Annotated in this window: 10 protein-coding genes; 5 read left to right on the forward strand and 5 right to left on the reverse strand. The window is 57.3% G+C overall.

The features are described 5' to 3' along the window. The first annotated feature begins 24 nt into the window (after positions 1-24). Positions 25-1203: a thiolase family protein gene (locus tag ACP5OT_RS06470; RefSeq protein WP_424675987.1), complete on the forward strand. Its 1179-nt coding sequence runs from the start codon at positions 25-27 to the stop codon at positions 1201-1203. A 75-nt stretch (positions 1204-1278) separates the two neighbouring features. Here the strand turns inward: ACP5OT_RS06470 and ACP5OT_RS06475 are convergent, their stop codons facing one another. Genes ACP5OT_RS06475 through ACP5OT_RS06495 form a run of 5 tightly spaced genes read right to left on the reverse strand, consistent with a single transcriptional unit; the run spans position 1279 to position 5445 of the window. Beyond that, positions 1279-1947 carry a Crp/Fnr family transcriptional regulator gene (locus ACP5OT_RS06475; RefSeq protein ID WP_424675988.1) on the reverse strand — a complete coding sequence of 223 codons (669 nt, stop codon included), beginning with the start codon at positions 1945-1947 and terminating at the stop codon, positions 1279-1281. Beyond that, positions 1944-2708 (reverse strand): acetylglutamate kinase, encoded by a 765-nt coding sequence (argB, locus tag ACP5OT_RS06480; RefSeq protein ID WP_424675989.1) that lies wholly within the window; start codon positions 2706-2708, stop codon positions 1944-1946. The genes ACP5OT_RS06475 and argB overlap by 4 nt, the downstream gene beginning before the upstream one ends. A 27-nt stretch (positions 2709-2735) precedes the next feature. Next, complete coding sequence (locus ACP5OT_RS06485) at positions 2736-3671, reverse strand: hypothetical protein (RefSeq protein WP_428131683.1); 936 nt, start codon at positions 3669-3671, stop codon at positions 2736-2738. Positions 3672-3680: 9 nt separating this feature from the next. Continuing rightward, positions 3681-4544 carry a DUF4350 domain-containing protein gene (locus ACP5OT_RS06490; RefSeq protein WP_424675991.1) on the reverse strand — a complete coding sequence of 288 codons (864 nt, stop codon included), beginning with the start codon at positions 4542-4544 and terminating at the stop codon, positions 3681-3683. Next, positions 4528-5445 carry a DUF4129 domain-containing protein gene (locus ACP5OT_RS06495; protein ID WP_428131686.1) on the reverse strand — a complete coding sequence of 306 codons (918 nt, stop codon included), beginning with the start codon at positions 5443-5445 and terminating at the stop codon, positions 4528-4530. The genes ACP5OT_RS06490 and ACP5OT_RS06495 overlap by 17 nt, the downstream gene beginning before the upstream one ends. A 157-nt stretch (positions 5446-5602) precedes the next feature. On the opposite strand from ACP5OT_RS06495, the gene ACP5OT_RS06500 reads away from it, so the two are divergent. The 4 genes from ACP5OT_RS06500 to ACP5OT_RS06515 all read left to right on the forward strand — a co-directional run bounded on the left by ACP5OT_RS06500 (position 5603) and on the right by ACP5OT_RS06515 (position 12486). Beyond that, positions 5603-8908: an efflux RND transporter permease subunit gene (locus ACP5OT_RS06500; RefSeq protein ID WP_428131688.1), complete on the forward strand. Its 3306-nt coding sequence runs from the start codon at positions 5603-5605 to the stop codon at positions 8906-8908. A 122-nt stretch (positions 8909-9030) separates the two neighbouring features. Further along, positions 9031-10593 (forward strand): HlyD family secretion protein, encoded by a 1563-nt coding sequence (locus tag ACP5OT_RS06505; RefSeq protein ID WP_428131690.1) that lies wholly within the window; start codon positions 9031-9033, stop codon positions 10591-10593. Positions 10594-10712: 119 nt separating this feature from the next. Beyond that, complete coding sequence (locus ACP5OT_RS06510; protein WP_424675995.1) at positions 10713-11333, forward strand: TetR/AcrR family transcriptional regulator; 621 nt, start codon at positions 10713-10715, stop codon at positions 11331-11333. Positions 11334-11340: 7 nt separating this feature from the next. Beyond that, positions 11341-12486 carry an NAD(P)/FAD-dependent oxidoreductase gene (locus ACP5OT_RS06515; RefSeq protein ID WP_428111581.1) on the forward strand — a complete coding sequence of 382 codons (1146 nt, stop codon included), beginning with the start codon at positions 11341-11343 and terminating at the stop codon, positions 12484-12486. Positions 12487-12491: the final 5 nt, after the last annotated feature.

Genomic DNA, 12491 nt, shown 5'->3' on the forward strand with positions numbered 1-12491 from the left:
AGATATTAGATAAGGAGTATTCCCATGCGTGAAGCAGTGATCGTATCAGGGGTGCGCACCGCCGTCGGTAAAGCCGGTCGTGGCGCATTACGCACGGTGCGGCCCGATGATTTAGCCGCCATTGTGATTAAGGCAGCCATCGAACGCGCCGGGATCGAGCCGGCCTTAGTTGAAGATGTGATTATGGGCTGCGCTATGCCGGAAGGTGAGCAGGGATTGAACGTTGCCCGTATTGCAGCCCAGCGTGCCGGTTTACCCGATAGTGTCTGCGGCGTAACCGTAAACCGGTTCTGTTCGTCAGGTTTGCAGACGATTGCAATGGCGGCGTATCAGATAATGGCCGGTCAGAACGACATCATCGTCGCCGGTGGTACCGAAAGTATGAGCATGGTACCGATGAGCGGTAACAAGTTCTCTCCCAATCCCTACCTTGCCCAACACGATCCGGCAGTCTATTTGAGTATGGGGTTGACGGCCGAGCGTGTGGCTCGTCGGTTTGAGATCAGCCGCGCCGATCAAGATGCGTTTGCCTTGCGCTCGCACCGGCGCGCATTAGCGGCCCAAGCAGCCGGTCTGTTCGATAGCAGCATCGTGCCGGTTGAGGTTGAAATGGTCGAACCGGGGCCAGACGGACAACCGCAACGTCACGTTCAGATCTTTACCCGTGATGAGGGGCCACGCGCCGACACCTCGGCAGAGGCGTTGGCAAAACTCAAGCCGGTCTTTGCCGCCGATGGGACGGTTACGGCCGGTAATTCGTCACAAACCAGCGACGGTGCGGCAGCAGTGGTTGTGATGAGTGCCGAACGCGCCGCCGAACTTGGGATCAAACCGCGCGCCCGCTTCGTGAGTTTTGCGGTGAGCGGGGTCGAACCAGAGGTGATGGGGATCGGGCCGGTTGTGGCGATTCCGAAAGCCTTGAAGCTGGCCGGTCTCACGCTGGCCGATATTGACCTGATCGAGCTAAACGAAGCTTTTGCGGCACAGGCGCTCGCCGTCATTCGCCAGCTCGACCTCGACGAAGAACGGGTTAATGTCAACGGTGGCGCAATCGCCCTTGGTCACCCGCTCGGCTGCACCGGCGCCAAACTGACCGTCCAGATCCTCGATGAGCTTGAGCGGCGTGGTGGGCGGTACGGAATGGTGACAATGTGCATCGGAGGCGGGATGGGAGCCGCCGGGATTTTTGAGCGGCTGGCATAACCTTACCGATAAGCGAGAGCGGGACACAGCATTGCCGTGTCCCGCCTCCCGATGAGGTAGATGAAACCGTTTTGGTTACGACGCTAGCCGCCGGAGCCGATCGGGATCGACCAAAACAATTGCCTCATCGTCAATGCGGATCAGATTTGCCTCACGCATATCGCCGAGCGCCTTCGTCACCGTCTCGCGGTAGGTACCGATCATCTCGGCCAACTGCTGATGTGTGTAACGCACCAACCTCGCCGGCGCCGCCTCCTCAACCGAATCACCGGCCAGATCGAGCAACAGTGCTGCCAAACGCTGCGGCACACTCTTGAACGCAATATCGGCGAGGCGTTGCTCCATTGTGCGCAGCCTTGATCCCATCAGCTCCATCACATCAAGCGCTGCTCCCGGATACCGATTCAAAAAGTCGCGAAACGTCTCACGGTCAATCTGCGCCACTACACAATTGGTCATTGCTTCAGCGCACGTGTCGTGTGTGCCGGAACCGACCAAGGTCATCTCACCAAAGAGACTCGGCGGATTGAGGACGAGGAGGGTCAACGCACGCCCTTCCGCCGACAATTTATAGATTCGTACCCGCCCCTGCTGCAACAGAAAGACATACTGCCCAACCTCATTGGGCAGGTGAAAAATGTGACCGGCCGGATAGGTAGCCACCTGCCACAAGGCGGACAGATCGGCCTGGGCCGCCGGATCGAGATCGGGAAACAACCGCAAAAGATGTTGCCGGTCGGTCATGATCCTGCTTCCTCGGCGACGAAACGGGTACCACCATCACGTAGCCCGGCCAGATTGACAATCCGAACACCGGTTACCCCACGACGCAAGGCTGCTAAGGCCGAACGCACTTTAGGGATCATCCCCCCGCTGATCACGCCCGAAGCAATGTAATCCTCAACGGCGGCAGGCGTCAAGCGCGGCACAACTTGACCATCAACTAACACCCCCGGCACGTTACTGACAAAGATCAACTCGGTATTACCGAGGGTGCCGGCAATGGATTCAGCAACCATATCGGCATTGACGTTGTAGCTAAGACCATCAGCACTACCCAACGCAACCGGCGCGATCACCGGCAACCAGCCCAACGCCAGGATATGGCGCAGCGCCGCACCGTCAACTTCAGTTACAACCCCGACCCGGCCCAAATCACGCCCATTTGGCCGGTACGGATCACAACGTAACAAGCCGATATCAAGCCCACTGAGACCTAACGCCCGTACTCCGGCATTAACCAGCGCCGTAACGATCCGTTTATTGATCGAACCGCAGACAACCATCTGCATAATCGCCATAATTTCCGGCGTCGTCACCCGCAAGCCATCGACAAACTCAACCGGCAATCCGGCTTGTTCAACAGCAACGCTGATCTCTTTCCCACCACCATGCACCAGTACCAGCGGTTGGGTCATGGTACGGATGACGCCGGTTAGACCGGCCAAAAAGTGTGGATCGTCGAGTTCGTGACCACTAACTTTGAGCACGCCAATTGTGTTCATAGAGATTATCTCACAAGCAAAATTATGTCAACTTGACGAGGTAACCGCCTGCCGTAACTGCTGAAGACGCACCGCAAACCGGACACCGGTACGTTCGGCCAGCATCTGCCGGTAGTGCAGTGTGCTCCATATCGGCAAGAGTGGCAATGCGGTATTCAGCCCGATCACCCACGCAACTGCGCTCAGACCACGGAAGAGCGGATGTTCAACCCCAAGCTGAATCCCAAACGGCGCCGGTAGCAGCAAACCGATGGTTAAGGTAACAATCATCGCTACCATCCCGAAGACTGCGGCAGCACAACAAAACACGAGTGTATTATAAGAGAAACGGTGAAACAGCAGACTCCACGACAATTGGAGCGCTTTGCGCAACGGGATGGTGTCGTCGAGAAGCGGTTGCACACCGTACAGCGCAGCCACGATCGCCGTACTGTTGAACATGAGATACCCACCGTAGGCGACTAACAGGAGAACAATGACGATTGGAAAAAAGATCAAGAATGCCTCTGTTACGGCCGATGACAGCAAAAATCCTACAATGAAGAATACTCCGACACAACTGAATAAGATACTACTAATGAATGATATAACTATTCCCCAAAAGATAGCCAGCACACCGCCGTAGACCAGTGCGATCAGCGACCGCCCGATCTTTGGCCACCGCCACACGACGCGACCTACCGTAAACGTCTCACCGTCGATCTCCAAGCGGGTAGCTCGCGTGAGCGGTGGGATGATGAAGTGTGAGGAAAGGAACAGACCGAATACAATGAGAACCAGATCGGTGAACGAGGCATCTTCAAAACGTTCGATGTGAAAAATAGCGTTGAACGTCACCAACAATGCCGGCAGACTAAACATACCGGCAAGCACAGCAAAGCCACCCACGTAACGGCGATACAACGACACTCCGTCATCGAGTAATGCACTTACCTGCTGCCAACTACTACGAAAACTTCCCACGTACCCTCCTCATCCCAACCGATCGGCCTCTGCGACCAACGCAAGCAAACCGGTTTCGTTCAAATCGGCACGGCGCAATGCCGCTAAGATTCGCCGCAGGCCCTCACGATCGATGGGACGCACAGCAGCCAATAGTGTGCGCAAATTGGTAGCCGGACCGAATCCATGGTGAAACTCATCGAACACAATGCGCTCACCGGACGGCAACCAGCTAACGATATTGAGGAGAAGCGCTGCCGCTGCCGGATCACGCAAACCGACGTTGGTAAACGGATAGAGACTCGACAGCGCGATCACATATCCCTGACCATAACGCAACCCGGTCACCACCGGTTTTCCGGCAGCAACTGCCAATGGCGCGAACGTTGGTGGTTGGTTCGTCGCAGTTACGGCAACTTGGGTTTGGATCGGCAGTTCAGCTACCGGCACGATCCCCAGGGCAGGATGGACAACCTCGGCACTACGCACCACTTGCCCAATTCGCTCCAACCGTAACCCAAACGCCTCCAGCAACGGACTCACCTGACTGCGCGGACTCGGCACATCGTCGGCCACAACCACTACACCACCGGCTTCGACCCATGCCACTACATCGGCAACTTCTGCCGGCTTGTAGCGCTCACCTGGTCCCAATACCAGCAGCAGACCATCGGTTGGCGCCAAACCAAACGGACGGTAGGCCAGTCGGTCGACGCTCCCATAGGTCTGTTCGAGCCAGCGATAGAGGGCCAGGGCACCTTCATCGCTGCTACTAAACGATGTTATCCGTGCCCCCAACGAACTCTGTCCGCTCTGTTCGGCACTGTAGGCGGCAAACCCACCCAATCCGACAAAGATCGCGATCAGGAGGACAAATTCAAGCCGTAGCTTCATAGGCTCTGCCTATCTGAGTTGTGATGGCCTTGATCGCAGCAACCTGCTGTTCGTAGCGGGCAAATGCCTGCTCGTCAATCACCTGCTGCCCATACCACACCGCGTCGAAGGTGTTGACCACAGGAGCAAGACGGTCACGCAATGATGGTCGGTCGCGCAGTTGTTGTAAATACTCACGATCAGTCAGCGAACGGTCGTAGTGCAGTAGACCTTGTTCATCGAACCAAAGCAGCGCAGCGAGATAGAGATAACGCACTGCACTACGCCGATCACCGGCTTGCCGGGCTGCTGCTGCCAACCGTTGCGCCTCACTCCAGGTAATCGGGTCGGCTTCAGCGGGAGGATCCTGCTGCTTCGGCGCTTGGATGGTCAAGCGCACCTCATGTATCCAAAAAAAGAGCACACCACCGAAGATCAGCATCGCCAATCCGATCCCTATCCAGACAAACGGTCGCAGATTGAACGAGGCATCGGATTGTGGTCCATCAATTGACACCTCCAGCAATGGTGGATTGAGTCGTTCGAGCAGACCGAACAACCACTCGAAGAATTGTTCTAGCCAGCCTGGTTCATTGCGATCAAACGGTGATTCGTTAACAACCTCTTCCCACCGCTGAAGTGCTTGCGCAGGCGGCGTAGTGGAAGGAGGGAGCGCGTCAATTAGCGCACCGAGGCGAGCTGTCACCGCAAGCAAATCGGGTTCCGACTCCAGCAATACCTCGGTCAACCAACGCTGATCGACCGAAGCGAGCTGCCCGTCGGGCATGCGCATGTGGCTGACGATCGTTAACTCATCGGCCAACACCTGTAATTCGAGTCGGTCACCACGCTGGGCTGCCGCATACGCCGCCCGTAAAAGACGCTCGTACTCAATCAATGACACTTCAGTTGGCTGAGCCATCGCGAGAGCCGGTCAAGCCCACCAGAGTACGAACAGCACGCTCAGCACTCGATGAACCTTCATTATTTTCATCCTTGATCGTCAAAAAATTTTACGGTATAGTAAAAACAAGTTGTTGACAAAAGCTTTGCAATCGCATCTTGTGGGAGGATCACCCATGGGCCCGCAACGTCGGGAAAAACTCAACGGCATCTGGATCGCTGATGTCTCGATTCGGCAGCCAGTCTTCATCACTATGGTGATGCTGGCGTTCATCACCTTCGGTATTCTCTCATTCCGCTCAACCCCCGTCAACCTACTACCGGAAATTGATGTCCCGATCGTCGCCGTCACCATCACCTACCCCGGCGCCGGCCCGGAAAGTGTCGTCGATCAGGTCGTGCGCCCGGTGGAGAATGCGGTCAATACGCTAGCCGGTCTCAAGCATATCACATCACAGGCGAGCGAAGGTATCGCGACCATTCTCCTCGAATTTGAAGCCGGCAACTCGGCAAAGCAAGTCGAAGAGGATGTCCGCCAGCGCGTAAACAGCATTCTCCCCCAGTTACCGCGCGATGTTCGGCAACCAATCTTCCAGCGGTTTGATCCGAACCAGGCACCGATTATGCAAATCGCCATTGCCGACACGAGTGGGCGTTCACCGCTTGAGTTGCGTACATTGGTCGAAGAGCAATTGGTACCGCTGATCCAGCGTGCTCCCGGTGTTGGTTCGGTGACGGTGAACGGCGGACAAGAGCGCCAGATTAACGTCTGGCTCGATCTGGCGAAGTTGCAAGCATACGGCATATTGCCAGCCCAGATCAGCCGTTCGTTGCAGCAAGCAAACGCCGATCTTGGTCTTGGTTCGCTGATCGAGAATAACACCGAGATCAGTTTGCGGGTACCCTCATTACTGCGCAGTGCAGCCGATATTGCCAATGTGCAAATTTCAGGAACACCGTATCGCGTGAGCGATGTTGCCGTCGTGAGCGAGGGGGTAGCCGAGGTAACCACTATCTCACGGCTCAACGGCAGCGAGGCGATTCTGCTCAGTGTGCTCAAGCAGTCGGGCGCCAATACGGTAACGGTGGCCGACAACGTTTACAAGGCGCTTGAGCAAGCTTTTGCGCCGTTCCCCGAATTGACCTACACCATTCCGGTTGACAGTTCGGAAGCGGTGCGTTCATCGGTTGCCTCTTCGCTCGAAGAGCTGATCTTTGCTTCCATCGCCGCATTCCTGGTGGTCTGGTTCTTCTTCGGTAATCTGCGCAGTACCATCATTACGATGTCGGGGTTGCCGGTGATCTTGATCGGCACCTTCATCTTTATGCCGATTTTTGGCCTAACGATCAACCTTGTCACACTGCTTGCCCTCTCGCTCTGCGTCGGTCTCGTCATTGACGATGCGATTGTGGTGCGCGAAAATATCTTCCGTCACCTCGAACGTGGAGAAAGTGCGCGGGTTGCGTCGTCGCGGGGAACGTGGGAAGTCGGCTTGTCGGTCGTTGCGATGACACTGACGATTGTAGCCGTCTTTGTACCGGTGACGTTCGCCGAAGGGGTCGCCGGGATCGTGTTCAAATCGTTTGGGTTAGTCGTCTCAATCGCGATCTTGCTGTCGTTGGCCGAAGCATTTACCTTTGCACCGATGTTATCGGCCAATCTCTTCCCCAATATCAAAATCAAACCGAAGCCGCACCGCAACGATCATCAGCCGATTGTTGAGGTACCGATCTCGGATGAGGTGAGTGAGCGCGATATTGGGCTATTGCAAGAAGCCAATGAAGACCCCGGTCGGATGGGGCGATGGTACGGAAAGCTGCTCGGATGGACGTTGGCGAGCCTCCGCAATCGGTTAATCGTGGTCGGCATTGCGCTAGCCGTCCTTGTGTTGAGCATGTGGGTGGCGAGTGGGTTGAAGTTAACCTTCTTCCCTGAGCAGGATCCACACGAGTTTATTATGCGCTTCGAGGCAACCCCGGGAACGCCTTTGGCCGAAACCGACCGGCTGGCCCGCCAGGCTGAGCAAATCTTGTTGAACGATCCTGCGGTTGAGAATGTGATTACGCGGGTCGGCTTCCCCGGCTTCCCAGAGCGGGCCGAGTTCTCGGTGACGCTGGTCGGGCGTACCCCAACGTTACCCACCCAAGAGCGCCTGCGTGATCAGTTGAGCTTCTTGCCACGCCTAAGCTTCTCGGTACCGAGCTTCCAGCCCTCGGGCGCCGGTGTGGAAGGACGTGAATTGCAAGTCAGTTTGCAAACGACTCGTCCCGCTACCGAACTCGCCCCGCTGGTCGAAGCGATCAAGCGTGAGATGGCGGCAGTGCCGGGATTGGTCGATATCGATAGCAATCTCCAACTGGGTAAACCGGAATTACGCCTCCGCGCCGATCCGGCTCGTATCGGTGAACTAGGCATTACCAACGAGGACATTGCCGCTTCGGTGCGTGCATTGATCAACGGCGAGCGGGCGACAGTGCTCCGCACCGGTAATACCGATCTCGACGTGGTGGTGCGACTAGCGCCACAAGATCGAGCCGGCATCGAAACGCTTAGTGCGATCAGTATCCCTACCCGGAGTGGTGTGGTTCCGCTGAGCGCGTTGGGCACGGTGGAACTGACGTCTAGTCAGGTCTCGATCCGCCGCTACGACCGACTTAATCAGGTGCTTGTCGGCGCCAACCTTGAGGGTGTCAATCTGTCGGACGCACAGGCAGCCGTACAAGCGCGGCTGGAGAAGCTGGACATTCCGGCCGACGTGGTTGTTAGCTACGTCGGTACTATTGCCCAGACCAATGAAGGCTTCTCGTCGCTCTTCCTCGCCATGGGCTTATCGGTGCTCTTCGTCTATATGGTGCTGGCCTCGCAATTCGGCAGCTTCACTCAGCCCCTGGTGATCATGATGGCAATGCCGTTCAGTTTCATCGGTGCATTCCTTGCGCTGCGCTTGGTAGGCATTGACCTCGACATCACCGGTATGATCGGTCTGATTATGCTCCTCGGTTTGGTGGTGAAGAACTCGATCTTGTTAGTCGATTTCACCAACCGACTGCGTGACCTGGGCCTTGACAAGCACTCGGCGCTCAAACTGGCCGGCGCGATCCGGTTGCGTCCGATCTTGATGACGGCGCTCTCACTGGTGGCGGGGGCCATGCCGACAGCGCTCGGCCTCCACGTCTTGGCAACCGGTGAGGGGAACGAATTCCGCAAAGGGCTTGCATGGGTACTGATCGGTGGTATGCTTACGTCAACCTTACTCACGTTACTGGTCGTGCCAACAGTGTATAGCCTGATGGACGCGGCGGTTACGTGGCTGAAGCAGCGGTTTAGCGGTGTGCAACCGCACGAGGACTTTGAACTGCCCGCTCCTGGTCCCGGAGCACACGTCGCAACGACATCAGGACCGGCCACCTCACCCGTCACCCGACCGGCAGTACCACCGACCACACCGGCTACACCGGCCGGCGAACCTTCGGCAGATTAGCGCTGGCTTGTCCCTTGCATCGAGACTGATGCAAGGGAAAAAGCACAAAACCGACCTGGAAACACGTACCGATTCGGAGATGAACACGACACGAAACACCATGTTACAGGAGCCAACGGACTATGCGACGAGTGATTGGTACTAGTTTGATCGGCGGGACGCTAGCGGTCGTATTGGCGGCCTGTACAGCCCCTGCCCCTGCCCCGACTGCCGTACCTACAACGGCGGTAGTCGAGGTACAGCCAACGGTTGTTAGCCAACCGACGACGGCCCCGATAACGAACATTGATCTCGGTAGCTCGCCAACGATCAGCCTGGGCGTGACTGCCAGTGGTGAAGTGGTAGCCCGTAGCAGTGCTGATCTCAGCTTCCGCGTCCCCGGTGTGGTCGCCGAGGTCTTTGTGGAGGCAGGGGACCGAGTAAAAGCCGGCGATCCGCTGGTGGCGCTCGATGCGCGTGAGCTGGAGTTGCAGGTTACACAGGCTGAAGCAAATTTGGCTCAAGCGCGGGCCAATTATGAGCGCCTGATCGAGGGCGCCACTCCAGAAGAGATTGCTGCGGTGCGAGCGCAGGTGGCACAGGCCGAAGCTGCTCTGCGTCAAGCGCGTGGGAGCGTTACCGATGCTGACATCGCCGCCGCCGAGGCCGCTCTACAACAGGCCATTGCCCGACGCAACGATCTCCTCGACGGACCAAGTGAGGCAGAATTGACCGCTGCCCGATCCGCAGTCGAGCAGGCTGAAGCCAATTTGAACATTCAGCGCACCAACCTCTCGGCGGTGAAGACCAACGCCGAGTTACAACTAACCTTAGCCGCCAACGCATTACGTGACGCGCAGCAAGCCTATTCCGATCTCTACTGGAAGAACCGCGAACGTGAGCAGCAATTGGCGAAGTTCGGGTTAGAACTGCCGAAAGAGGCGAAGGACGCCGAAGAGCAACTACTGCGCGCCGTCGAGTCGGCGGAAGCGCGTTACAAGCAGGCCCAATTAGCGTATGAACAAGCGCGCCAGAACGAAATTGACGGTCTTGCCGCCGCTGAAGCGCAAGTACGCACGGCGCGAAGCAATTTGCAACGATTGCTCGATGGTCCCACTGCCGATCTGATCGCGGCTGCCGACGCTGCGGTTGCGCAAGCTCAAGCCACACTCGACCGTCTGCGCGGTGATCAGCGGGCCGGAGCATTAGCCGCTGCCCAAGCCGGAGTAGCAGCAGCCCGGGCCAATTTGGAACGGATCACCGCCCCGCCTACCCGTCAAAATCTGGCTACCGTCGAGGCAGCCCTGAAAGCCGCCGAAGCGGCGTTGGCTGCCGCTAAACTCAACCTCGAAAAATCTGTATTACGTGCACCCTTTGATGGGATCGTCGCGCGAGTAAACGTCGATCCGGGCGATTTAGCCGGGACAGGGGCTTTACCGGCGGTACAGATCGTTGATGATAGCGAATTGCACGTCGAGGCAGCGATCAGCGACACCGACGTTGCCCGTGTACGCGAAGGGCAGTCGGTCGAAGTGCGGGTTGATGCACTCCCCGGTACCGTCTTTACCGGTATGGTTGATTTTGTGGCGCCGGTGGCGAACACCGTCGGGAACGTCCGCACATTTACCGTCCGCGTCAAACTCGACAAGCAAGAGGGATTGCGCGCCGGGATGAGTGTGCGGATTACCATCCTCACCGATAAATGATGCCGCTTTACCTCTACCGCAGCCGTAGTTCGTAGTATCTCGGCTGCGGTATCGTTTTCTCATTTATGGTATAGTACCGGCTAACAACAACGTCGTTGGCCGATTGAGTGTAGACGCTTATGAGCACAACGCTCCGTGAACGCCGTCGCCAACTGTTACGCGACGAGATCCTCGCTGCAACCCAGCAACTCATCGCTGAACGCGGCTTTGCCGCTCTCGCGATGGACGACCTCGCCGCGCGCGTCGGTATTTCAAAACCAACTCTCTATAATCAATTCCCGACCCGTGAAGACCTGCTGGCAGCAATGATCGCCCGTCTTATCCGCGATCTCTTTGCCGCTGCAGCCGTTGGTGAACCGACTGACCGCTCGCCACTTGAACAACTCTGTGATCTATTGCGTGCCAGTATCATCTTCCAGATTCAACATCACGCTGCTGCGTTCCAACTTTGGTTGCCGGAAGTGGCCGAGTTACTAGAGAAGCATCCGAACTCGCGCAATGAACTCTTGCAAGCCCAAGCGCGAGTGTTCCGGCTCGCCGAAGCGGCGATTGCCAACGGCGAAGTGGCTGCTGATTTGCAACCGGTGGATGTAATCCGCACCTTCTCTGCGCTGCTCTGTTTTCCGTTTGTGGGCGGACGGAACCTGCCATTGGCCGCCGATCCGGAAGCCACGGCGGTGCTGGTTGTGCGCATTTTTCGGCAAGGCTTGCAGCCACCGCTCGAACGGTCGAATAGCTAGCTAATCGATGAGACACGATCACCTGCATCCTCAACGCTCAGTTTGGTACGACGAACCGGAACCTGCCTATCCGACCCTAACCGATGCCATAGCCGTTGATGTCTGTGTGATCGGCCTTGGTGGATCGGGGTTGAGTTGTATTCACACCTTACTTGAGCTTGGGATGCGCGTGGCCGGGATCGATGCAACAACGGTTGGTGGTGGGGCTGCCGGCCAAAACGGTGGCTTCCTACTGGCCGGACTTGCCGCGTTCTACCACAATGCCGTCGCTGTGCTTGGTCGTGAGCGCGCGGCAGCGATCTACCGACTCACCATCGCCGAAATCGAACGAATGGCGGTAATGATGCCGAATGCTGTGCGGCAGGTTGGTTCGTTACGCATCGCTGCTTCGGCAGAGGAAATCGTCGATTGCGCTGCACAGTTGCAGGCGATGCGGGCAGATGATCTACCGGTTGAACCGTACCGTGGCTCCGAAGGCGAAGGGCTTTTTCTGCCCACCGATGGTTCGTTTCAACCGCTCAAGCGCTGTCGCTTATTAGCCGAGCAAGCGCGACGTGGTGGCGCACTGCTCTTCACCCACACACCGGCGCTGACGATTGATGACACAATAGTACGTTGCCCACAAGGTCAGATCCACGCACATCACGTAATCGTGGCCGTCGATGGCGGTCTCGAACAACTACTCCCTGAGCTACGTGGCGTAGTCCGTACCACACGTCTGCAAATGTTGGCAACAGCGCCCGATCCCGAACGATCCATCCCGTGGCCGGTCTATACGCGCTGGGGGTACGATTACTGGCAGCAATTGCCGGATGGACGCATCACGCTCGGTGGCTGTCGTGACCGATTTGCAGCGGATGAATGGGAAGCGCCGGCAGAACCTTCGGCACCGGTACAAGCGGCGCTCGAACAGATATTACGGGAACGGATTAGCAGTCGGGCGCCGATTGAACGGCGTTGGGCGGCCCGGGTCGCATTTCACGTTGGGCGCGTCTTACCGATAGCCCGTCAGGTGCGCTCGCATGTATGGGCAATCGGCGCCTACAACGGCACCGGTAATGTCATCGGTGCGCTCTGCGGACGAGCAGTAGCATTCGCGGCGGTGCGTGACGATGATCGGTTGCTTAACTTGCTAGCCGGAGAGCGGGCGTAAATGAG

This window comes from Chloroflexus sp., from assembly GCF_049970315.1.
GTDB lineage: Bacteria > Chloroflexota > Chloroflexia > Chloroflexales > Chloroflexaceae > Chloroflexus.